The sequence below is a fragment of the Allobosea sp. 05T439 genome, assembly GCF_056396005.1.
Map to the genome: position 1 here is coordinate 1 of NZ_JBFTKP010000028.1, position 20,653 is coordinate 20,653.

Genomic DNA, 20,653 nt, shown 5'->3' on the forward strand with positions numbered 1-20,653 from the left:
CCAGGCCCGCCCGCAACAGCGCGCTGCTCGCCGCCGGGCTCGACCTCAGGCTCAGCCCCTCCGTCACGCTCGGCGCCCGGCTCGACGGCGAACTCTCCGGCTCCACCAACCGCCTCGGCGGCCAGGCCCAGGTCAGGGTCAGCTTCTAGATCATCGGACCGGATATCGTATCCAGTCCGATGATCTAACCCTTTGTCTTTGCATCGGCTTCCCCGAAAAATCCCAATCCACTTTTCGGGCCGATGCTAAGGCGCGGGCATTCCGGCCGCGTGCATGAGCTCGGTCGAATGACAGCCATCGGAGTTGCAGCCGAAGGCTGCCCGCGCTTAAACGCAGCATGCGCCAGGCCCTGCTGATCGTGGACGTGCAAGCCAGCTTTTCGCCGCCGGAATGGCTGATCCAGGGTATTGCGGCTGTCGTAGCCGGTATGCCCTCAGTCGCGACGGTCGAGAGGCATGACGAGGCAGTGACGCCTTTCGAGCGTCAGTTGGGCTGGAAACCCGGCCTGTCGGACGAGAGCCTGGTTCCCGCCGATCGCGTCTTCGTCAAGCACGGCTATCTGCCGCCGGCCGCGATGATCGACCATCTCCAAGGCATGCAGCTGGAGCGTGTGCTGGTCTGCGGCCTGCAGGCCGACACCTGCGTCCTCGCCGCCGGCTTTGCCCTCTTTGATGCCGGGCTCAGTCCGGCGCTCCTGAGTTGGTTGACCGTCGGCTCCTCCTTGGATCGTTCCGGCGAATTGGGTGTCCGGCTCTGGCGCCACCATTTCGGTGCGGTGATCCTGAGCCCTGATGAGCTTCTGGCGGGTTAGCGCGGCCTTGGCTCCGATCCGGCTCGATGTAGCATGACGAAGCATTAATGCCCGCGTCATCGAACAGATCGGCCCGCCTCCCTATGCGGAGTGTGCTCGGTGTTTCGCTTTCAGGACGCGTCGCGTGAGTGATCTGACGCGATACCGATCGCCTGGCCTCGAGTGCAGGTCGAAGCAGTGAATGCTCCCTGCGCGCGTCGTTACTCGTACCGGGAATACCCGGGCGAGGCCTCGGCCCGCGGGAGGAGGCGCCGTGATGGGGAGATAGCGGCGCCTCCTCTTCGATCGCGCATGGAGCGGTCGGCATCTCGAGGCCGGCGAGCCTGGCGGCATGACGTGTGTCGCGCTGGGCTCAGCGTCGTCCCGACTGGGGGCGCTGGGCGGCCATCACCCAAGAAAAAAGGGCCACGCCAAAGGCGCAGCCCGAAGTCTAGGGAGGAAACGCCCAAGGAGGGCGCCACAGCATCTCTGCTGCGGTGCACAGGAGATAGGGCGGCACTCTCGCGACTGCAAGAGGAAAAGGGCAGTATCGCTGCCCTTTTTTCAGGCGGCCTGCTCAGCCTTGCTGCACGGCCGCGGGATCCATCCACATCACCTCCCAGACATGGCCGTCGAGATCCTGGAAGCCGTGGCCATACATGAAGCCGTGGTCCTGCGGTTTCGCATAGGTCTTGCCGCCGGCGGCGACCGCAGCATTGACCATCGTGTCGACATCGGCGCGGCTTTCGCGCGACAGGCAGGTCAGGACCTCGGTGACCTTGGTCGCGTCGGCAATCGGCTGCGGTGCAAAGCCTGCGAATTTCTCGTGCGTCAGCAGCATTGCGAAGATGGTGTCACTGATCACCATGCAGGCGGCGGTGTCATCGGTGAATTGCGGGTTGAAGTTGAAACCGAGCGCCTTGAAGAAGGCCATGGACTTCTGCAGGTCCTTCACCGGCAGGTTGACGAAGATCATCTGGGGCATGGTCGTTCCTTGCTTGTTTTTGGTGGTGTGGGTTGGGACACGGCCGCCGCCATAGGCGGTAGCAGTCAGGGCTGGGACAGTGCCCTGAGATCGTGCCGGAAACGGTCAGGATCCGTCCCGGGCAAGAGCGCGTCGACCTCGCGGTGGATGCGCTCCCAGGTCGGGACGGCGAGGAGGAGCAATGCATGCCCGGCTGGCTGCAATGTCAGCAGCCGGCTGCGCCGATCATCCGGATCGCTGTCGACCGAAACGAGACCGCGCCGCTCGAGCGGCTTGAGCGCCGCCGTCAGGGTGGTGCGGTCCATGGCAAGGAGGTTTGCCACCGGGCCGAGGCTCGGTGGTTGCGGGCGATTGAGCGACATCAGCAGCGAGAATTGCTGGTTCGTCAGCTCAAACGGTCGCAAAGCCTCGTCAAAGCGCCGCGCAAGTGCCCTGGCTGCCCGCTGCACATGCAGGCACAGGCAATGGTCCCGCACATGCAATGTGGTCTCGAAGGGCAGTCGGTTCTCGGCGGAAAGGGGGATGGGCTTTGACATGAAGTTTTTATGTTGATATCAACTTATCTTGTCAAGAGGGGCGTTTCTGAAGGAGGAAGGCCATGCAGCAACACCCGGTTGTTTCACGCGAGGACTGGCTTGCCGCGCGCAAGGTTCTGCTCGCCCGCGAGAAGGAAGAGACGCGTCTGCGCGACGCGGTGAATGCCGAGCGAAGCGCCTTGCCCTGGGTCCGGGTCGAGAAGAACTATGTCTTCGACACCCTGACAGGGAGGCGGCGGCTGGCGGAGCTGTTCGACGGGCGCAGCCAGCTGATGATCTATCATTTCATGTTCGGGCCGGAATGGGAGGCAGGTTGCCCCGGTTGTTCCTTCCTGGCTGATCATCTCGACGGCACGCTGGCGCATCTGAACAATCACGACGTGACATTGGTCGCAGTTTCGCGCGCGCCGCTGCAGAAGATCGAGGCCTATAAGCGTCGCATGGGCTGGCGCTTCCCCTGGGTCTCGTCCCATGGCAGCGACTTCAATTTCGACTACCACGTCTCGTTCACGCCCGAGCAGCTCAAGGGGGAGAGCGTCCGCTACAATTTCACCGATACGCCGGTGGGCAATGCGCATGACGAACTGCCCGGACTGAGCTCATTCATCCGCAACGAAGCCGGCGAGGTGTTTCATACCTATTCGAGCTATGCGCGGGGCCCGGAGGAGCTGATCGGCACACTGATGATCCTCGACCGCGCCCCCAAGGGCCGCAATGAGGACTCGACCATGAGTTTCGTCAAGCGCCACGACGAGTACGAGACGGTGCCGATGGCCGCAGCCTGCTGCGCGTGATTGAAGGCCTGGTGCGCCCGGAACCCGGGCGTCACCCGGCCGATGAGAAGCGCAGGACCGGGGTCCATGCCAGCCTTGAACCATCCAGGTTCGGGCACGGCCCCCGGGGCTCTCTTCACCGCCCCGTCCGGCGGCGAGGCCAGAATGGCTCACCCCCGCGCCACGCTCGCGCGCTTCACGATGCCGGCCAGTTCCGGCGATGGATCGAGCGTGCCGAAGACATAACCCCAGTCGGCATCGAGCCTGGAGCGGCAGAAGGTCTCGAACACCGCCTCGTCCGCGTGCTTCTTCAGCTCCGAGGCCTGCAGCGCATAGGCCATCAGGTTGGCGAGCCGGCGGCCATGGCCGTCGTCATTGCGCGGTTTGGCCACCTCGTCGTCGAGCCTGTCGAGCCAGCGGTCGAGCGCACGGTTGACGCCCCGAGCGGAGCCGAGCTCGGCCATGAAGGCCTCCTTCGTATGTGGATCGCGGTTGAACGAGCGCAGGACGTCCATGCACATCATGTTCGAGGTGCCTTCCCAGATCGCGTTCAGCGGCGCCTCGCGATAGAGCCGTGCCATCGGGTTCTCCTCGATGAAGCCGTTGCCGCCATGGCATTCCAGCGCCTCGACGACGAAGGCGGCCGCGCGCTTGCAGTTCCAGAATTTCGCCAGCGGTGTCGAAACCCGTGCGACATGCCGCTCCTGCTCGCTGCTCTCCATCGCGTCCGTTGCGGCGGCGACGCGGAAGGCCATCAGGGTCGAGGCTTCGGAGTCGATTGCGAGATCGGCAAGAATATTGGTCATCATCGGCTGTTCGGCCAGCGAGGAGCCAAAGCCCCTGCGCGATTGTGTGTGGTTGAGCGCCAGGGTCAGCGCCTGCCGCATCAGCCCCGCCGAGCCGATGGCGAAATCCAGCCGGGTCAGATGGGCGTGGCCGAGGATCTCGCGGATGCCGTGCCCCTCTTCGCCGACCAGCCAGCCCAGGCACTCGCGGAATTCGACCTCCGACGAGGCGTTCGAGCGGTTCCCCGCCTTGTCCTTCAGCCGCTGGATCTGCAGCCGGTTGCGGCTGCCATCCGGCAGGAAGCCGGGGGCGAAGAAGCAGGAGACGCCGCTCTCGCTGCGCGCGAGTGTGAAGAACCCGTCCGATTGCGGGACCGAGAAGAACCATTTGTGTCCGGTGATCAGATAGACGCGCCCCTCCGGCGTATCCTCCAGATAGCGCGCGGTCGTCTGGGTCTGCCGGAGGTCCGATCCGCCCTGCTTCTCGGTCATCGCATAGCCGATGCTCGCCCCTGTCTTCTGTGAGACCGGGAGTGGGCGCTTGTCATACTGGCCAGAGGTGATCTTCTCGCGCCAGAGCGAGAACTCAGGCTGGGCCAGGCCCGGCCAGGCGGCATAGGTCATGCCGGTCGGGCAGCCGACCCCATGTTCGATCTGGTTCCAGACATAGGAGAGGACGCCACGCGCGACATGGCCGTTCGGCTCCGTCGTCGTCCAGGCCAGCGAGGGCACCTCGTGCCGGAAGGCGAGCGCCATCAATTCGTGCCAGGCTGGATGAAATTCGACCCAGTCGATGCGGTTGCCGAAGCGATCATGCGTCCTGAGTTCCGGCGTAAACCTGTTGGCGAGACGCGCCAGATCCTGCACCGTCTCATCGCCGGCATGGGCGCCGAGCGCCATCGCTCTGCCTGCAACCCAGGGAGCCTGGCGCGTGACGACGCCCTGCAGCACCGCGTCGTCGGAGAAGGCGTTCCAGCCCGTGGCTGGGCGCGCCTGGTTCAGCACCTGATGGGTCGAGGCAAGGGCGTGCACGGTCATGTTGGTCCTCTGGTCAGGTCCGGCGCGCCGGCTATCCCGTCCCGGGACGGGGAATGAAGGGGATCAGAGGCTGACGGGTTGCGCTATTCAGCCGCTTCGCGCGGGGCCCCGCCCGGCATTTCCGGCACCTCGCAACCGGCGACACAACAGCGCCCAGGCTGCTTCGAGACCCTGCCGCCATCGGCGAGGACGCCCCGTCCGAGCAGGCTCTCGACCAGTTCGACCTTCTCCGCCACCGGGTAGTTGCGCCAGATCTCGCGCTTCATCGCTTCCGGCGAGCCGCCGCCATGCAGCGAGATCACCGAATACCAGCCGGCCTCCTTCGAGACGGTGAGATCCTCGATGAAGCGCGCGACCTCGGCGCGCTGCGCGTGCGGGATATCGGGGCGGCCCGCGAGCACGGCAGACAACGAGGCAGCGGTCTCGGGATTATGGTCCTCATCCGGGCCTGGCAGCGCCACGATCAACCCGCCCGATACGTAATGGGCGATGCGGTGCATGTCGTAGATCTGCGTGGCCAACAGCAGCTTGCCGATATTGGAGAAGACGCTGTCAGGCATCACCGAGCCTGCTGGATCTTTCTGGCAGTAGACGGAGGCCGCGACACCGCAGGCGAAAAATCCTTCGGTGATCTTGATCAACTCGACCATCTGTTCGCGGACATGGCCGTGGCGCTCGGTATCGAGCCCGTTGGCCTCGATCATCAGTGCGCCGGCGCCGATCAGGAGATCGCCGAACCCGGCTCTGGCGCCGATGCAGGAATGGCGGTGATGCGTCGCGTAGCTCGTGGTCAGGAAGCCGCCTTCCTCGGTCTCGCCGGCAAGGAAGACGCGGTCCCATGGCACGAAGACATCGTCGAACATCACGACGCCGGTCGACTGGCCGTATTGCGACGAGAATTTCGCGGCTCGATCTCCGGGGCGTCCGGCAGGTCGCGCTACGATGGTGACGCCCGCGGCATCGCAGGGCACGGCGCAGCAGACCGCGAAATCCTCGTCGCCCGGCACGTGGGTTCGGCAGGGCATCACCAGGAATTCGTGCATATAGGGCGCGCCGGTGACGATGGCCTTGGTGCCGCGAATGACGATGCCGTCCTTCCGCCGCTCCTTGATGTGAACATAGGAATCCGGGTTCGCCTGTGCGCCCGGTCGCTTCGAACGGTCACCCTTGGCGTCGGTCATGGCGACGCCGAGCGTCAGGTCCTTGTCCTGAACCTCGTGCAGATAGGCGCGGAAGCGTTGCGCATAATCGGTGCCGTGACGGGCGTCGGTGAGCGCTGTCGCCTGCCAGAGCGCATTCAGCGCATCATGGCTGAGATAGCGCTGGGCGCAGCCCGAGATATTGCAGACCAGCCGAACCGCCTCGAGCTTGGCGAGCAGGTCGCCGGAGCTTTCGTTGATGTGCAGCATGCGGTTGACGGTCTTGCCGGAGCTTGTCTGCCGCGCCGTCATCACCGGGAGATGGGCCTCCTGATGGGCGAGGTCGTAGGTGATCCCGACCGCGTTGATGCCCGGAGCGAGCAAGGGCTCGTCAGCCACGCTCTCGACACGCTGGCCGTTGACGAAAACCCGCGGATGATAGGCGCGCAGCGACTCGCGGTAGCCCGCAGCATCCATCAGCATGGGCGTGTCCTCTTGATATTTGAGTGTTGCCCGTAAAATTGAACGCCGTTAGAATTTTCGTCAACTCAAATCTGGAGCGATGCTGAGGTGGCAGTGGCCGAGACGATGCGAGGTCGCCGCAAGCGGGCGGTCACGGAACTCAGGCGCGGGCTGATCCTCGACGCCGCACGCACGATCTTCGAGCGCGATGGGTTGGATGGCGCCTCGCTGCGCGGCATCGCGGCTGAGGCCGGCTACACGCCGGCGGCGCTCTACTTCCATTTCGATTCCAAGGAGGCGCTCTATGCCGAGGTCCTTGGCCAGTCGCTGTCGGCACTGCGCGACCATGTCGACAAGGCGGTCGAAGGGGCTGCTACGCCGGAAGCCCGCTTCCGCCTGGCAGCGCTCGCCTTCTTCGATTTCTATGCGGCTCATCCCAGGGATCTCGATCTCGGCTTCTACCTGTTCCGTGGCGGCATGCGCCCCCATGGGCTCGGCCGCGAGCGGGACAAGGCCCTGAACGAGGCCCTGGAGGCGGGGCTCTCGCCAATCAGGCACGCGGTCGAACAGATGGGCCGCGATCAGGAGACGGCACGGCTGGCCATGGCCGATGCCTTCGCCCATGCTTCGGGCGTGCTGTTGCTCGCCCATACGCAGCGGCTGAGGATGTTCGGGGCGCAGGCGCGCGCCCTGATGGAACGCTATGTCGATGTCCAGATCGGACAATTGCTGATGAAGGGAGAGCGTCCATGACACTGCTGAAGGTCGAGCGCGCCCGCCTCGTCATCATCGATTTTCAGGCGCGCCTGATGCCCGTGATCCATGACGGGCCGCGCATGGTCGCGAATGCACGACGGCTCGTCGAGGCGGCGGCCCTGCTCGATGTTCCCGTGGTGATGACCGAGCAGAACCCGGCCGGGCTCGGCAGCACGGTGCCGGAACTGTCGGGCGCCGGTCCGGTGGTGACCAAGATGAGCTTCGATGCCTGTGCCGAACCGGCCTTTCTCGGCGCGCTGGAAGAGGACGAAGAGCTGATTGTCTGCGGTTGCGAGGCGCATGTTTGTGTCGGCCAGACGGTTCTTGGGCTGCTGACGCAATGGCGCCGCGTCCTCGTGGTGCAGGACGCGATCGGCTCACGCGCTGCGGAGAACAAGGAGGCTGCGATCCGGCGCATGTCCGCTCATGGCGCCGAGATGGTCACGACCGAGATGGTCCTGTTCGAATGGCTGCGGACGGCGGAACACCCGCAATTCCGCGCCGTGTCCAAGCTGATCAAATGAGGATGCGAATGACCAAGCCTGCCATCTGGTATTTCGACCTCATCTCACCCTTTGCCTATCTGGCATTGACGAAGCTCGACGCGATTGAAGAGCTGCGGCCTGTCGTGATGAAGCCGATCGTCTTTGGTGCCGTGCTCAAGCATTGGGGCCAGCTCGGCCCGGCCGAGATCGCGCCGAAGCGTGTCCACACCTATCGTCTCGCGACGCACCTGGCCCAATCGCTGGGCGTGCCCTTCCGCTTCCCGCCGAGCCACCCGTTCAACCCGCTCGCCATGCTGCGCCTGTTGACCGCGCTCGATGGGCAGAAGGGCGCGGTCCGCGAAGCCTTTCGGCTGATCTGGGGGCAGGGGCGCGACGGTAACGATCCAGCCGTGCTGGCCGAGGTGGCGGCCGCGGCCGGAGATCCTGCTGCGCTCGGCCGTATCGGCGAACAGCCGGTCAAGGATGCGCTGCGCCTGGCCACGGAAGAGGCCGTCGCGGCGGGGGTCTTCGGCGTGCCGAGCCTGCTGATCGACGGCGAAGTCTTCTGGGGCGTCGACGCCATGACGATGGCGCGTGACTATCTGGTGGCGCCGGAACGTTTCCTGAGCGGCGAAATGGCGCGGGTTTCGAGCCTGCCCGTCGGAGTTCGACGGCAGCTCTGAGCGGCAGGGGAGAGTCGGCGCAGTTTCACCATCTTGTCGTCCCAAGCTGGAAACCGGCCGAGGCGTTGCGCCCGGCCGGTACAGGAGGAGACGCTTCATGCTGCGCCGGTCCTTTCTTCAGCTTGGCCTCGTCGGGCTTGCGGCGCCGGCCCTGGTCGGCCGGGCGGCGGCGGCCGGACCGACGGCGCCGGGGTCCAGATTCAACATCACCTATTTCGATATCCCCGCGATCAAGGGCTCGCGCGATGTCACCGATGCCGGCGACGGCACGATCTGGGTCTGCGGTCAGCGCAACGGCACGCTCGGCCGCTTCGATCCGCGTTCGAGCCAGCTCAAGGTGGTCGAACTCGGCCAGGGGGCCGCACCCCATGGCGTGATCAGGGGCCCGGACGGAGCCGCCTGGGTGACGGAAGGTGGCCAGAACGCCATTGCCCGCGTCGACGACAAGACCCACAAGGTCGATCTCTTCAAGCTGCCAGCGGGGCGCGAGAGCGCCAATCTCAATACCGGGGTCTTCGATAAGGAAGGCATTCTCTGGTTCACGGGCCAGAATGGGATCGTCGGTCGCTTCGATCCGAAGACCGCCAGGATGGAGATCAAGGATGCGCCACGCGGGCCGGGCGCCTATGGCATCACCAGAACGCCCTCCGGCGAGATCTGGTACGCCTCGCTGGCGGGCAACCATATTGCCCAGATCAATCCCGGCACCTTCGAGATCACGGTGGTCGAACCACCGACGCCTGGTCAGGGCGCGCGGCGGGTCTGGTCGGATTCGAAGAATCGCATCTGGGTCAGCGAATGGAATTCCGGCAATGTCTCGGCCTATGACACGCTCAGCAACAGCTGGAAGACCTGGAAATTGCCGGGTGACAAACCGCGCACCTATTCGGTCTATGTCGATGATGCGGACAAAGTCTGGCTGACGGACTTTTCGGCCAATGCCATCGTCCATTTCGATCCCGTCACCGAAGCCTTCAGCAGTCTCCCGAGCGACAAGCCCGGCGCCAATGTCCGCCAGATGGACGGGCGTTCCGGCGAGGCCTGGGGCGGCGAGAGCGGCAATGACCGACTTGTTCGGATCCAGACGGTGAAGCAGGCGTGAGGAGCGCGCCTGTCGCATCTGCGATCACGGCGGTTCTGTTTGCCGCGCAGCCTGGCGCAGCCCAGGAGAGCGGGGCGGGCGAGCGTCTGTTCGCGACCTGCCAGGCCTGCCACAGCCTCGACCCGGCCAAGCCGGGCATGGCGGGTCCGCATCTCGCCGGCCTGTCCGGCCGCCGCATCGGCACGGCCACAGGTTTCGATTACTCGCCGGCGCTGAAAGCGGCCGGCGCGCAGGGCCTCAGTTGGGACGCGGAGCGGCTGAAAGCCTATCTCGCCGATCCCGAGGCCATGTTCAAAGGCAGCTGGATGAGCGCGCCCGGGCTCGCCCGCGAGGCCGACCGGGCAGCCGTCGCTGATTTCCTGATGCGGCCGCGCTGACGTCAGAGCGGTCGCTTGATGGCCCTCGAGATCACGCCGACGATGCCCTCGCGGAACAGCATCACGCAGATCACGAAGATCACGCCCTGCACGACCGTGACCCAGGCGCCAAGGCTGGCGAGATAATTCTGCATCGAGACGATGACGAGCGCACCGACGATCGGCCCGAACACGGTTCCGAGACCGCCGACCAGCGTCATCAGCACGACCTCGCCGGACATTGACCAGTGCACGTCGGTGAGTGAGGCGAGCTGGAAGACGATGGCCTTGGTCGCGCCCGCCAGCCCCGCCAGCGCAGCCGAAAGGACGAAGACCGCGAGCTTGTAGCGATTGGCGCGGTAGCCGAGCGAGATCGCGCGCGGCTCGTTGTCCCGGATCGCCTTGCAGACCTGGCCGAAGGGCGAATGGATGATGCGGTAGATCAGCAGCAGCCCGGCCATGAAGATGACTGCGACCACGTAATACAGCGCCCGGTCGTCGGCGAGGCTGATCAGGCCGAAGAGCTTGCCGCGCGGCACTGACTGGATGCCGTCCTCGCCGCCCGTGAAGCGCGGTGTCTGCAGCGAGAAGAAGAACACCATCTGCGCCAGTGCCAGCGTGATCATGGCGAAGTAGATGCCTTGCCGGCGGATCGCGAGCGAGCCGAAGACGGCGCCAAGCATACCGGCGATCAGCGTCCCGGACAGGATCGCGAGCTCGGGCGTCAAGCCCCAGTTCTTGGCCGTATAGGCGCTGACATAGCTTGCCATGCCGAAATAGGCCGCATGGCCGAAGGAGAGCAGACCGCCATAGCCAAGCAGAAGGTTGAAGGCGAGCGCGAACAACGCAAAGCACATCACCTTCATCACGAAGACGGGATAGGCGAGGAAAGGCGCGACGGCGACCAGGACCGCGAGCCCGATGAAGATCGCCCGATGCAGGCGCTCGGTTCCCTTCGTGGTCTCGGCGACTGCGAGGCCGCCCGCGGGAACGTCGGCGGAAAGCGCGTCGGCCATGGTCAGCTCCTTCCAATCATGCGGGACGGTGCCATCACGCGGGCCGCCCGAACAACCCGGCTGGTTTCACCAGCAACACCAGGACCATGATGATGAAGATCACGGTCGCGGACGCTTCGGGATAGAAAACCTTGGTCACGCCTTCGATCAGGCCGAGGCCGAACCCGGTGACGATCGCGCCCATGATCGAGCCCATGCCGCCGATCACGACGACGGCGAAGACGACGATGATCAGGTCGGCCCCCATGTTTGGATTGACCGAGTAGATCGGCGCCGCGAGCACGCCGGCGAACGCCGCCAGAGCGACGCCGAAGCCGTAGGTCAGGGTCACCAGCAGCGGCACATTGATACCGAAGGCCTGTGTCAGCGTCGGGTTCTCGGTGGCGGCGCGAAGATAGGCGCCGAGCCTCGTCTTCTCGATCACGAACCAGGTCGCCAGGCAGATGACGAGCGACGCGATGACGACCCAGGCGCGGTAGTTCGGCAGGAACATGAAGCCGAGATTATGCCCGCCCGCCAGCTGCGGCGGGATCTGATAGGGCAGGCCCGACGAGCCGTAATTGTTGCGGAACAGGCCCTGGATGATCAGTGCGAGGCCGAAGGTCAGCAGCAGCCCGTAGAGATGGTCGAGATGGGCCAGCCGCGAGATCAGGAACCGCTCGATCAGGACGCCCACGATCCCGACGATCAGCGGTGCCAGCAGCAATGCGGCCCAGTAGTTGATGCCGAGATAGTTCAGGCACATCCAGGCCACGAAGGCGCCCATCATATACTGCGCGCCATGGGTGAAGTTGATGATGTTGAGCAGCCCGAAGATCACCGCCAGCCCGAGGCTGAGGATGGCATAGAACGAGCCGTTGATCAGGCCAAGCAGGACCTGGCCGAACAGCGCTTGTGGTGGGATTCCGAGAAGCTCGAACATGCCTTGCTCAACTCATCCTGAAAATGCTGCCAAGGACCGACGTACGGATACGCCATCTCCTGCTGCCATCATCCCGGGCCGGCCGAAGACCCGACCCGGGAGATGTGCCGGAGCATGTGGATCCCGGGTCTCCCTAGGATCGCCCGGGATGACGCAGGAACCAAGCAAGCGCGGACGAAGCCTCGTTCACTTCTTGACGAGCGGGCACTCGCTCTCGCTGAGCGGCTTGAAGGCCTGTTCTGCCGGCAGAACCGCGATCTGCTTGTAGTAATCCCATGGTGCCTTGGACTCGGACGGCTTCTTGACCTCGAAAAGGTACATGTCGTGCATCTTGCGGCCGTCGACGCGGACCGACCCCTTGCCGAAGAGCGGATCGTCGGTCGGCAATTCCTTCATCTTGGCCATCACGGCCGCGGTATCCTTGCTCTTCGCAGCCTCCACGGCCTTGAGATAGTGGAGCATGCCGGAATAGACGCCGGCCTGGACCATGGTTGGCTTCTTGCCGCCATGGGCCTTCGCAAAGCGCTCCGACCAGGCACGGGTCTGGTCGTTCGTGTCCCAGTAGAAGGCTTCCGTCAGGACCAGGCCTTGCGCCGTCTGCAGGCCGAGCGCGTGCACGTCGGTGAGGAAGACGAGCAGCCCCGCGAGCTTCTGCCCGCCTGCAACGATGCCGAACTCGCCCGCCTGCTTGATCGAGTTGATCGTGTCGCCGCCGGCATTGGCGAGGCCGATGACCTTGGCTTTGGAAGCCTGAGCCTGGAGCAGGAACGACGAGAAATCGGTGCCCGGGAAGGGCGTGCGTACGGCCCCCAGCACCTTGCCGCCGTTCTTGGTGACGATCGCGGCAGTGTCGCGCTCCAGAGCGTGACCGAAGGCATAGTCGGCGGTCAGGAAGAACCAGCTGTCGCCGCCGGCCTTCACCATGGCGCCGCCCGTGCCCTGGGCGAGGGCATAGGTGTCATAGGTCCAGTGGATCGTGTTCGGAGAACAGGCCTTGCCGGTGAGGTCTGAGGTCGCTGCGCCCGAGTTGATATGGATCTTGTTCTTTTCCTTGGTGATCTGGTTGACGGCCAGCGCCACCGATGAGGTTGGCACGTCAAGGATGATGTCGACGCCGTCCTGATCGTACCATTGCCGGGCGATGGTCGAGCCGACATCGGGCTTGTTCTGGTGGTCGGCGGAGATGATCTCGACCTTGATGCCCTTCTCGGCGGCCTTGAAATCCTCGACGGCCATGCGGGCCGCAACCACCGAGCCTTCGCCGGAGAGGTCTGCATAGAGGCCGGAACGGTCGTTGAGCACACCGGCCTTGACGGAAATCTGCTGCGCCAGCGCCGGGCTCACCAGCAGCGCGCCAAATACGCTGCCCAGCAGCAATGTCTTGAGTTTCATGCCGTCCCTCCCTGAAATGACGTCGTTCTCGACGCGATTGTTCAAACCCCGAGATAACCGTGGAGCTTGTCGATGTTTCGCTCAAGCGCCTCGTTCGGAATCATGTCGACCACCTTGCCCTGCTCGACGACATAGTGCCTGTCGGCCACCGTTGCGGCGAAGCGGAAATTCTGCTCGACCAGGATGATGGTGAAGCCATCGTGTTTCAGTTTCGCGATGGTGCGGCCGATCTGGTCGATAATCACGGGGGCCAGCCCCTCGGTCGGCTCGTCGAGCAGCAGGAGATTCGCGCCCGTGCGCAGGATGCGCCCGATCGCCAGCATCTGCTGCTCTCCGCCCGACAGCTTGGTGCCCTGGCTCTTCAGCCGCTCCTTCAGATTGGGAAAGAGCTCGAAGATCTGGTCGAGGCTGAATCCGCCCGGCTTCACCTGCGGCGGCAGCAGAAGGTTCTCCTCGACATTCAGGCTCGAATAGATGCCGCGTTCTTCCGGAACGAAGCCGATGCCGAGCCGGGCGATGGTGCGCGAGGGCAGGTTGATCGTCTCGGTACCGTCGAACGAAATCGAGCCCTTGCGCTTGCCCATGATGCCGATGATCGACTTCAACGTCGTGGTCTTGCCGGCGCCGTTACGGCCGAGCAAGGTCACCACTTCGCCCGGCGCGACGTCGAAATCGATGCCATGCAGCACATGCGACTCGCCATACCAGGCCTCGAGCCCGCGGACCGCGAGCAGCGGTTTGACAGCGCTCGCAGGCGCTGCGGCCCCGGTCGCCTCAGTGAGCATGGCCGACTCCCGATCCGATATAGGCTTCGACCACGCGCGGATCCTTCGAGACCGTGGCGTAGTCGCCTTCGGCAAGCACCTGCCCACGCGCCAGCACGGTGATGCGGTCGGAGAGTGAGGCGACGACCGAGAGGTTGTGCTCGACCATCAGGATGGTGCGGTTGGCCGAGATTTTCCGGATCAGCGCCGCGATGCGTTCGACATCCTCACGGCCCATTCCGGCCATCGGTTCGTCGAGCAGCAGCATCTCCGGATCGAGCGCCAGCGTGGTCGCGATTTCAAGCGCGCGCTTGCGACCGTAGGAGAGTTCTCCCGCCGGCAGGTCCGCAAAGGTCGAGAGGCCGACGGCCTCGACGAGGCGCAGCGCCTCGGCATCGAGCGATTTCAGCACATCCTCGGACCGCCAGAAATCGAAGGAGTCGCCACGCTTGCGCTGCAGCGCGATCCGGACGTTCTTCATCACGCTCAGTTGCGGGAAAACCGCCGAAATCTGAAAGGACCGGACCAGCCCGAGCCGGGCGATCTCGGCCGGCTTCTGGCGCGTGATGTCCTGGCCGTTATAGACGATCGAACCCTTGGTTGGCGCAAGAAACTTGGTCAGCAGATTGAAACATGTCGTTTTGCCGGCACCATTTGGGCCGATGAGCGCATGAATGCTGCCGCGCCTGACCTTGAGGTCGACGCCATTGACCGCGGTGAATCCCGCGAATTCTTTGGTTAGCCCCGAGGTGGAGAGAATAATATCCTCAGACATACCACGCACACATGGTCGCCACCTCAATGATTCTTGGATTGTTCGTTTCCCCTTGCAGTCATGCTGCACCGCGCGCAGCGCGCCTGTCAACGCCACGCCCGTGCGCATGAATCCATGTGCATCTGCCCAGGAATGGCGGTTTAGACGAAAGGCTTAGAGCCGATGCCGGCCCTGTCATACTAGCCGGTCGGCAGGACGGCAGCAGCCGTGACCGATGCGATCGCGTCGAGCCGCTGCTGGTAGTCCGCGCAGGAGGGCAGGGGGCCGAGCTTGGCACCGGCGGCCGCCTGCATCAGCGTGTTGATCAGCATCGTGGGGCTAAGGCCCGTGCGTTTCAGCGAGATCTCGCCCTTCGCTTGCGCCTCCTCGATGAGGTTGCGCGCATGCCTGGCGAAGATGTCTTCGAAGACAAGCAGCTCCTGCCCGGCAATGCTGGCGATGACGGCCTTCAACTCGACCAGGTGTTCACCCGTGCCGAGGCTCTCGAAGGCCGTGGCGAAATGAGCTCTCAACAGTGCCGTGAGGCGTTCCGGGAAGGGGGCCTGGCTGATCAGGACTTCACGGCAACGTGCTTCGACACGCCTGCCGAGCAGCGCGAGCATGGCCCGGAACACATCATCCTTGCCCTTGAAATGGAGGTAGAGCGTCGCCTTGGCCAGCCCGGCTTCCTTGGCGATGTCGTCCATCGAGGTGCGTTTGTAGCCGTAGCGGGCAAACAGGCGCAGGGCCGCATCGGCGATCTGATCGATGCGACCGGTGGCATCATCGGCGGCCACGCCGGAACTCTCGCTTCTGTCGGACATTGCAGTCTTGACAAGATCCAAACTGAGCGCGACTATTCCAATTAGACTCAAACGGTCTAATTCGTCTAGTCGCGCGACCCAAGACGACGGATCACCCGCCCGCTTCTGATATGTCAGATCGGGCCGTCGAGAGCGAGCCTCTMGATCCGCACCATGGTGCCGCGCTGTGTCATGTCCAGCGATCCGGAGGCAGCCATGGTCTCACTCAAAGTCAACGGCAGGACGCACAGCGTCGATGTCGACGACGATACGCCCCTGCTTTGGGCGATCCGCGACAATCTCGGCCTGACCGGCACCAAGTTCGGCTGTGGTGTCGCGCAATGCGGCGCCTGCACGGTCTTCATGGACGGCAAGCCGCTGCGCTCCTGCGTCACGCCGGTCTCGGCGGTGGGCGATGCCGAGATCACCACGATCGAGGCGATTTCGGGCAAGGAAGCCGATGCCGTTCAGGCCGCCTGGACGGCACGCGACGTACCGCAATGCGGCTACTGCCAGTCGGGCCAGGTGATGAGCGCGGTTGCGCTGCTCACGGAAAACAAGAAGCCGAGCGATCGCGACATCGATCTCGCGATGAACGGCAATCTTTGCCGTTGCGCAACCTATGTCCGCATCCGCGCCGCGATCCATGATGCTGCCCGCACGCTGGAGGGCTGAGCCATGACCGTTCACGATCAGAACCTCTCCCGCCGCTCGCTGCTGAAGGGAGCTGGCGCCCTCGTCATCGGGCTGCATCTCCCGCAAGTGGCCCGTGCCCAGTCCGGGGCAGGCGCTGCGTTTCGCCCGGGCGGAAACGCCACCTTCGCACCCAATGCCTTCGTCCGCGTCGCGCCTGACAGCACCGTCACGGTGCTGATCAAGCATATCGAGTTCGGCCAGGGGCCATTCACCGGGCTTGCGACGCTCGTCGCCGAGGAGATGGACGCAGACTGGGGCCAGATGCGCAGCGAGCATGCGCCGGCCGACGTCAAGCTCTATGCCAATCTCGCATTCGGCGTGCAGGGAACCGGCGGCTCGACCGCGATCGCCAATAGCTGGGAACAGATGCGCAAGGCTGGAGCCACGGCCCGTGCCATGCTGGTCCAGGCCGCAGCGCAGTCGTGGAAGGTCCCAGCCTCCGAGATCAAGGTCGAGGCCGGCGTCCTGAGCCATGCCTCCGGCAAACAGGGACGCTTTGGCGAATTCGCCGAGGCGGCCTCGGAGCTTGCCGTACCGGAAAACGTGCCGCTGAAGCCGGCTTCGGCCTACCGCCTGATCGGCAAGGAGGGCGCGGTCAGGCGGCTCGACAGTGCCGACAAGTCGCGCGGCAAGGCCGAGTTCACCATCGACATCCACGCTCCCAATATGCTGACCGTCGTCGTTGCCCGGCCACCGCGCTTCGGCGGCACGGTCGGAAACTTCGACGCGGCCGAGGCGCTCAAGGTCAAGGGCGTCGTCGACGTCAAGCAGATCGGCTCCGGCGTCGCCGTCTATGCCAATGGCATGTGGCCCGCGTTGAAGGGCCGCGAAGCCCTGAAAGTGACCTGGGACGAGAGCGCGGCCGAAAAGCGCGGCAGCCGCGAACTCATCGCCGAATATCGCGCGCTTGCCCGCCAGAAGGGTGTGGTCGCCGGTTCGCATGGCGATGCCGAGGCCGCGCTCGCCAAGGCTGGGACGGTGATCGAAGCCGAGTTCGTCTTCCCCTATCTGGCGCACGCGCCGATGGAGCCGCTCGACGGTTATCTGCAATGGGATGGCAGCGAGGCGCTCGCCCGCTTCGGCAGCCAGTTCCAGACCACCGAGCATATGACCATCGCAACCATCCTTGGCCTGCCGCCAGAGAAGGTCAGGCTCGAGACCATGCTGGCAGGCGGCAGCTTTGGCCGGCGTGCGCAGGTCAGCCAGCATCTGGCAGCGGAACTCGCCATGGTCGCCAAGGCGATCGGCCCCAACCGTCCGGTCAAGCTGGTCTGGACCCGCGAGGATGACCTCTCCGGCGGCTATTACCGCCCGCTCTTCGTGCATCGCCTGCGCGGTGCCGTGAACGACGGCAAGATCACGGCCTGGGCCGACAGCATCGTCGGCCAGTCCTTCTTCCTCGGCACGCCCTTCGAGGCGATGGTGGTGAAGAACGGCATCGACGCAACCTCGGTCGAAGGCGCCAACGAACTCTTCTACGAGATTGCCGATTTCCACTGCGAGGTGAACAACCCCAAGGTTGGCGTGCCGACCCTGTGGTGGCGCTCCGTCGGCCATACGCACACGGCCTATGCGGTCGAGTGCTTCATCGACGAGCTGCTGCAGGCGGCGGGGCAGGATCCGGTTGCCGGCAGGCTTAACCTGATGAACCGGCATCCGCGTGCCGTCGGCGTGCTCAAGGCTGTCGCCGAACTGGCGAAGTGGAATGGCTCCGGCCCGGTCGACGGCCGCGCCCGCGGCGTCGCGGTGGTCGAGAGCTTCGGTTCCTTCGTTGCCCAGATCGCGGAGGTCTCGCTCGGCACTGATGGTGAGCCGAAGGTTCACAAGGTMTGGTGCGCGGTGGATTGCGGGGTCGCGGTCAACCCCGACATCATCCGGGCGCAGATGGAAGGCGGCATCGGCTTTGGTCTTGGCCATGCGCTCTACGGCGAGATCACGCTCGACCAGGGCAGGCCGGTCCAGGCCAATTTCGATACCTATCGCTCGCTGCGCATTCACGAGATGCCGGAGGTCGAGGTCCTGATCATCCGTTCGACCGAAGCGCCCACCGGCGTCGGCGAGCCGGGCGTGCCGCCGATCGGCCCGGCGGTCGCCAATGCACTGGCAAAGCTCGGGCAACCGCGTCCGCGGCAATTGCCCATGGTCGGAGGCACGGTCTGATGCGGGCGCCCCTCCTTCACGCCGTCCTGGCAGGTGCGGGACTCTGTCTGGCCGGGACCGCGCTCACCTCGGCGCAAACGACGCGACAGGCCCCGCCCGCCTCGCTGCGTCCAGCCGAGAGCTTCAGCGCCATCGCCAACCAGCGCGATCGCTCGGTCGCCCTGTTCGGCGAGATCGGCACGGTGCTGCAGCATCCGCGCTGCATGAACTGCCACCCGGCGACCGAACGCCCGCGGCAGGCCGATGCGAGGCGCCTGCATCAGCCGCTCGTCGTGCGCGGCAAGGACGGGCACGGCGCACCGGGGCTGGAATGCGCGACCTGCCACGGAAAGCAGAATTTCGACCCGGCGCGGATTCCGGGCGATGGTCACTGGGCGCTGGCGCCGGCCTCGATGGCCTGGGAGGGTAAGTCGCTCGGTCAGATCTGCGAGCAGCTCAAGGACCAGAACCGCAATGGCAGCCGCGACCTCGCGGCAATCGTCAAGCATGTCACCAGCGACACCCTGGTGCTCTGGGCCTGGAACCCGGGACTCGGTCGTGTTCCGGCACCAGGCAGCAATGCGCAATTCGGTGCGCTTATGCAGGCCTGGGTCGATACGGGAGCCGTCTGTCCGGCGTCCTGACGCGGCTCCTTCTTCTCCCCTCGGGGTACGAGGGGAGGCACGCATGCCCACMCGCGCCCTCGTCCATGTTGCAACCGCACCATGGGCTCGGCTAGTCCTTGGGAGGAACGCTCCTCTCCCCCTGATCCCAGCGGCAAAGGCATCGCGATGAAGAAGGTCTACCCCGACGCAAAGGCGTCGCTCGCCGGTATCGTCAAGGACGGCATGACGATCATGGCCGGCGGCTTCGGCCTCTGCGGCATTCCCGACACCCTGATCGAGGCGATCCGTGATTCCGGCGCCAAGAACCTGACCTTTATCTCCAATAACGCCGGCGTCGACGGCGCGGGGCTTGGTCTGCTGCTGGAAACCCGCCAGATCAAGAAGATGATCAGTTCCTATGTCGGCGAGAACAAGCTTTTCGCCCAGCAATACCTGGCTGGTGAACTCGAGCTTGAATTCACGCCGCAGGGCACTCTTGCCGAGCGGATTCGTGCCGGCGGGGCTGGCATTCCCGCCTTCTTCACCAAGACCGGTGTCGGTACGCTGATCGCCGAGGGCAAGGAGGAACGCGAGTTCAATGGCGAGCGCTACATCATGGAGCGCGGCCTCTTCGCCGATATCTCGATCGTTCATGCCTGGAAGGGCGATACCGAGGGCAACCTCGTCTATCGGAAGACGGCGCGGAACTTCAATCCGATGATGGCGAGCGCCTCGCGCTTCACGGTCGCAGAGGTCGAGCACCTCGTGCCGGCCGGCGAGATCGATCCCGATCACATGCACACGCCCGGCATTTTCGTGAAGCGCATCGTGCATGTGCCGAACCCGGTCAAGCGCATCGAACAGCGCACCACCCGTCCCCGTCCGACGGCTTGAGGAGACAAGGACCATGGCTTGGACACGTGAGCAGATGGCCGCCCGCGCCGCCAGGGAGCTGCAGGACGGTTTCTACGTCAATCTCGGTATCGGCATCCCGACGCTGGTCTCGAACTACATTCCCGCCGGCATGAGCGTGCAGCTCCAGTCGGAGAACGGCATGCTCGGCATGGGGCCGTTCCCCTTTGAGGGCGAAGAAGATCCCGACCTGATCAATGCGGGAAAGCAGACCATCACCGAACTGCCGACGACGAGCTATTTCTCCTCGGCGGATTCCTTCGGCATGATCCGTGGCGGTCATATCGATCTGTCGATCCTCGGCGCGATGCAGGTGGCCGAGAACGGCGATCTCGCCAATTGGATGATCCCCGGCAAGATGGTGAAGGGCATGGGCGGCGCGATGGATCTCGTTGCCGGTGTCAAGAAGGTCGTCGTGGTGATGGAGCATGTCGCCAAGAACAAGGACGGCTCCGAATCGGCAAAGCTGCTCGAGGCCTGCGACCTGCCGCTAACAGGCGCCGGCGTCGTCGACATGGTGATCACCGATCTCGGTGTCTTCGCCGTGGACAAGGCGAATGGCGGCGGCATGACCCTGATCGAGCTGGCGGACGGCGTTTCGCTGGATGAGATCAAGGCCAAGACCCAGGCCAAGTTCAAGGTCGCGGTCTAAAGTATCGGCCCGAAGAGTGGATTGCGGTTTTCGGGAAAGCCGATGCAAACACAAAGGGCTAGATCATCCCGGGGCGGCGCATGCGGCCCCGGGATCGCCGCGCTGAAC

Annotated in this window: 22 protein-coding genes; 12 read left to right on the plus strand and 10 right to left on the minus strand. The window is 64.6% G+C overall.

From position 1 onward, the window contains the following. Positions 1 to 337 precede the first annotated feature (337 nt). Positions 338 to 811 carry a cysteine hydrolase family protein gene (locus AC1DIO_RS25160; RefSeq protein WP_441490383.1) on the plus strand — a complete coding sequence of 158 codons (474 nt, stop codon included), beginning with the start codon at positions 338 to 340 and terminating at the stop codon, positions 809 to 811. Between the two features lie 556 nt (positions 812 to 1,367). Here AC1DIO_RS25160 and AC1DIO_RS25165 read toward each other — a convergent pair. Further along, the gene (locus tag AC1DIO_RS25165) at positions 1,368 to 1,775 is read right to left on the minus strand and encodes a VOC family protein (protein ID WP_441490382.1); all 408 of its coding nucleotides are present in this window, start codon (positions 1,773 to 1,775) and stop codon (positions 1,368 to 1,370) included. 65 nt (positions 1,776 to 1,840) lie between these two features. Beyond that, positions 1,841 to 2,311, minus strand: a complete 471-nt coding sequence (locus AC1DIO_RS25170; protein ID WP_441490381.1) for a MarR family winged helix-turn-helix transcriptional regulator — start codon at positions 2,309 to 2,311, stop codon at positions 1,841 to 1,843. 62 nt (positions 2,312 to 2,373) lie between these two features. On the opposite strand from AC1DIO_RS25170, the gene AC1DIO_RS25175 reads away from it, so the two are divergent. After that, complete coding sequence (locus tag AC1DIO_RS25175) at positions 2,374 to 3,105, plus strand: DUF899 domain-containing protein (protein ID WP_441490380.1); 732 nt, start codon at positions 2,374 to 2,376, stop codon at positions 3,103 to 3,105. Between the two features lie 149 nt (positions 3,106 to 3,254). On the opposite strand, the gene AC1DIO_RS25180 is transcribed toward AC1DIO_RS25175, so the two are convergent. Both AC1DIO_RS25180 and AC1DIO_RS25185 read right to left on the minus strand, forming a co-directional pair. Then, on the minus strand, positions 3,255 to 4,907 hold the full coding sequence (locus AC1DIO_RS25180) for an acyl-CoA dehydrogenase family protein (RefSeq protein ID WP_441507480.1): 1,653 nt from the start codon (positions 4,905 to 4,907) through the stop codon (positions 3,255 to 3,257). Between the two features lie 83 nt (positions 4,908 to 4,990). Beyond that, positions 4,991 to 6,529: a 4-hydroxyphenylacetate 3-hydroxylase family protein gene (locus tag AC1DIO_RS25185; RefSeq protein ID WP_441507481.1), complete on the minus strand. Its 1,539-nt coding sequence runs from the start codon at positions 6,527 to 6,529 to the stop codon at positions 4,991 to 4,993. 93 nt (positions 6,530 to 6,622) lie between these two features. Between AC1DIO_RS25185 and AC1DIO_RS25190 the strand changes: the two genes are divergently transcribed. The 5 genes from AC1DIO_RS25190 to AC1DIO_RS25210 all read left to right on the plus strand — a co-directional run bounded on the left by AC1DIO_RS25190 (position 6,623) and on the right by AC1DIO_RS25210 (position 9,911). Further along, positions 6,623 to 7,261 (plus strand): TetR/AcrR family transcriptional regulator, encoded by a 639-nt coding sequence (locus tag AC1DIO_RS25190; protein ID WP_441507482.1) that lies wholly within the window; start codon positions 6,623 to 6,625, stop codon positions 7,259 to 7,261. Then, on the plus strand, positions 7,258 to 7,788 hold the full coding sequence (locus AC1DIO_RS25195) for an isochorismatase family protein (protein ID WP_441507483.1): 531 nt from the start codon (positions 7,258 to 7,260) through the stop codon (positions 7,786 to 7,788). The genes AC1DIO_RS25190 and AC1DIO_RS25195 overlap by 4 nt, the downstream gene beginning before the upstream one ends. An 8-nt stretch (positions 7,789 to 7,796) precedes the next feature. Next, positions 7,797 to 8,432, plus strand: a complete 636-nt coding sequence (locus tag AC1DIO_RS25200; protein WP_441507484.1) for a 2-hydroxychromene-2-carboxylate isomerase — start codon at positions 7,797 to 7,799, stop codon at positions 8,430 to 8,432. A 97-nt stretch (positions 8,433 to 8,529) separates the two neighbouring features. Further along, positions 8,530 to 9,534 carry a Vgb family protein gene (locus AC1DIO_RS25205; protein WP_441507485.1) on the plus strand — a complete coding sequence of 335 codons (1,005 nt, stop codon included), beginning with the start codon at positions 8,530 to 8,532 and terminating at the stop codon, positions 9,532 to 9,534. Then, positions 9,531 to 9,911 (plus strand): c-type cytochrome, encoded by a 381-nt coding sequence (locus AC1DIO_RS25210; RefSeq protein WP_441507486.1) that lies wholly within the window; start codon positions 9,531 to 9,533, stop codon positions 9,909 to 9,911. The genes AC1DIO_RS25205 and AC1DIO_RS25210 overlap by 4 nt, the downstream gene beginning before the upstream one ends. 2 nt (positions 9,912 to 9,913) lie before the next feature. On the opposite strand, the gene AC1DIO_RS25215 is transcribed toward AC1DIO_RS25210, so the two are convergent. The 6 genes from AC1DIO_RS25215 to AC1DIO_RS25240 form a co-directional block, all read right to left on the minus strand. Then, a complete protein-coding gene (locus AC1DIO_RS25215) occupies positions 9,914 to 10,906 on the minus strand; it encodes a branched-chain amino acid ABC transporter permease (protein ID WP_441507487.1) in 993 nt (330 codons plus the stop codon). 34 nt (positions 10,907 to 10,940) lie between these two features. Beyond that, entirely contained in the window at positions 10,941 to 11,828 is an 888-nt protein-coding gene (locus tag AC1DIO_RS25220) for a branched-chain amino acid ABC transporter permease (protein ID WP_113518014.1), read from the minus strand. Positions 11,829 to 12,014: 186 nt separating this feature from the next. Then, positions 12,015 to 13,220 (minus strand): ABC transporter substrate-binding protein, encoded by a 1,206-nt coding sequence (locus AC1DIO_RS25225; protein ID WP_441490371.1) that lies wholly within the window; start codon positions 13,218 to 13,220, stop codon positions 12,015 to 12,017. A 41-nt stretch (positions 13,221 to 13,261) separates the two neighbouring features. Beyond that, complete coding sequence (locus AC1DIO_RS25230; protein ID WP_441507488.1) at positions 13,262 to 14,005, minus strand: ABC transporter ATP-binding protein; 744 nt, start codon at positions 14,003 to 14,005, stop codon at positions 13,262 to 13,264. Then, positions 13,995 to 14,759, minus strand: coding sequence for an ABC transporter ATP-binding protein (locus AC1DIO_RS25235; protein WP_441507489.1), 765 nt, complete (start codon positions 14,757 to 14,759; stop codon positions 13,995 to 13,997). The genes AC1DIO_RS25230 and AC1DIO_RS25235 overlap by 11 nt, the downstream gene beginning before the upstream one ends. 179 nt (positions 14,760 to 14,938) lie before the next feature. Continuing rightward, positions 14,939 to 15,562, minus strand: coding sequence for a TetR/AcrR family transcriptional regulator (locus tag AC1DIO_RS25240; RefSeq protein ID WP_441507490.1), 624 nt, complete (start codon positions 15,560 to 15,562; stop codon positions 14,939 to 14,941). 195 nt (positions 15,563 to 15,757) lie between these two features. On the opposite strand from AC1DIO_RS25240, the gene AC1DIO_RS25245 reads away from it, so the two are divergent. The 5 genes from AC1DIO_RS25245 (at position 15,758) to AC1DIO_RS25265 (ending at position 20,545) form a co-directional block, all read left to right on the plus strand. Then, entirely contained in the window at positions 15,758 to 16,216 is a 459-nt protein-coding gene (locus AC1DIO_RS25245) for a (2Fe-2S)-binding protein (RefSeq protein ID WP_441507491.1), read from the plus strand. Positions 16,217 to 16,219: 3 nt separating this feature from the next. Next, complete coding sequence (locus AC1DIO_RS25250; RefSeq protein WP_441490366.1) at positions 16,220 to 18,397, plus strand: xanthine dehydrogenase family protein molybdopterin-binding subunit; 2,178 nt, start codon at positions 16,220 to 16,222, stop codon at positions 18,395 to 18,397. Beyond that, positions 18,397 to 19,020, plus strand: a complete 624-nt coding sequence (locus tag AC1DIO_RS25255; protein ID WP_441490365.1) for an Isoquinoline 1-oxidoreductase subunit — start codon at positions 18,397 to 18,399, stop codon at positions 19,018 to 19,020. The genes AC1DIO_RS25250 and AC1DIO_RS25255 overlap by 1 nt, the downstream gene beginning before the upstream one ends. Positions 19,021 to 19,167: 147 nt before the next feature. Continuing rightward, positions 19,168 to 19,875 carry a CoA transferase subunit A gene (locus tag AC1DIO_RS25260; RefSeq protein ID WP_441490364.1) on the plus strand — a complete coding sequence of 236 codons (708 nt, stop codon included), beginning with the start codon at positions 19,168 to 19,170 and terminating at the stop codon, positions 19,873 to 19,875. A 13-nt stretch (positions 19,876 to 19,888) separates the two neighbouring features. Next, on the plus strand, positions 19,889 to 20,545 hold the full coding sequence (locus tag AC1DIO_RS25265) for a 3-oxoacid CoA-transferase subunit B (protein ID WP_441507492.1): 657 nt from the start codon (positions 19,889 to 19,891) through the stop codon (positions 20,543 to 20,545). Positions 20,546 to 20,653: the final 108 nt, after the last annotated feature.

Excerpts from the sequence above, each read along its gene's own strand:
- AC1DIO_RS25160 (WP_441490383.1), top strand. The coding sequence starts at position 338 with ATGCGCCAGGCCCTGCTGATCGTGGACGTGCAAGCCAGCTTTTCGCCG.
- AC1DIO_RS25165 (WP_441490382.1), bottom strand. The coding sequence starts at position 1,775 with ATGCCCCAGATGATCTTCGTCAACCTGCCGGTGAAGGACCTGCAGAAG.
- AC1DIO_RS25170 (WP_441490381.1), bottom strand. The coding sequence starts at position 2,311 with ATGTCAAAGCCCATCCCCCTTTCCGCCGAGAACCGACTGCCCTTCGAG.
- AC1DIO_RS25175 (WP_441490380.1), top strand. The coding sequence starts at position 2,374 with ATGCAGCAACACCCGGTTGTTTCACGCGAGGACTGGCTTGCCGCGCGC.
- AC1DIO_RS25180 (WP_441507480.1), bottom strand. The coding sequence starts at position 4,907 with ATGACCGTGCACGCCCTTGCCTCGACCCATCAGGTGCTGAACCAGGCG.
- AC1DIO_RS25185 (WP_441507481.1), bottom strand. The coding sequence starts at position 6,529 with ATGCTGATGGATGCTGCGGGCTACCGCGAGTCGCTGCGCGCCTATCAT.
- AC1DIO_RS25195 (WP_441507483.1), top strand. The coding sequence starts at position 7,258 with ATGACACTGCTGAAGGTCGAGCGCGCCCGCCTCGTCATCATCGATTTT.
- AC1DIO_RS25200 (WP_441507484.1), top strand. The coding sequence starts at position 7,797 with ATGACCAAGCCTGCCATCTGGTATTTCGACCTCATCTCACCCTTTGCC.
- AC1DIO_RS25205 (WP_441507485.1), top strand. The coding sequence starts at position 8,530 with ATGCTGCGCCGGTCCTTTCTTCAGCTTGGCCTCGTCGGGCTTGCGGCG.
- AC1DIO_RS25215 (WP_441507487.1), bottom strand. The coding sequence starts at position 10,906 with ATGGCCGACGCGCTTTCCGCCGACGTTCCCGCGGGCGGCCTCGCAGTC.
- AC1DIO_RS25220 (WP_113518014.1), bottom strand. The coding sequence starts at position 11,828 with ATGTTCGAGCTTCTCGGAATCCCACCACAAGCGCTGTTCGGCCAGGTC.
- AC1DIO_RS25225 (WP_441490371.1), bottom strand. The coding sequence starts at position 13,220 with ATGAAACTCAAGACATTGCTGCTGGGCAGCGTATTTGGCGCGCTGCTG.
- AC1DIO_RS25230 (WP_441507488.1), bottom strand. The coding sequence starts at position 14,005 with ATGCTCACTGAGGCGACCGGGGCCGCAGCGCCTGCGAGCGCTGTCAAA.
- AC1DIO_RS25235 (WP_441507489.1), bottom strand. The coding sequence starts at position 14,759 with ATGTCTGAGGATATTATTCTCTCCACCTCGGGGCTAACCAAAGAATTC.
- AC1DIO_RS25240 (WP_441507490.1), bottom strand. The coding sequence starts at position 15,562 with ATGTCCGACAGAAGCGAGAGTTCCGGCGTGGCCGCCGATGATGCCACC.
- AC1DIO_RS25245 (WP_441507491.1), top strand. The coding sequence starts at position 15,758 with ATGGTCTCACTCAAAGTCAACGGCAGGACGCACAGCGTCGATGTCGAC.
- AC1DIO_RS25255 (WP_441490365.1), top strand. The coding sequence starts at position 18,397 with ATGCGGGCGCCCCTCCTTCACGCCGTCCTGGCAGGTGCGGGACTCTGT.
- AC1DIO_RS25260 (WP_441490364.1), top strand. The coding sequence starts at position 19,168 with ATGAAGAAGGTCTACCCCGACGCAAAGGCGTCGCTCGCCGGTATCGTC.
- AC1DIO_RS25265 (WP_441507492.1), top strand. The coding sequence starts at position 19,889 with ATGGCTTGGACACGTGAGCAGATGGCCGCCCGCGCCGCCAGGGAGCTG.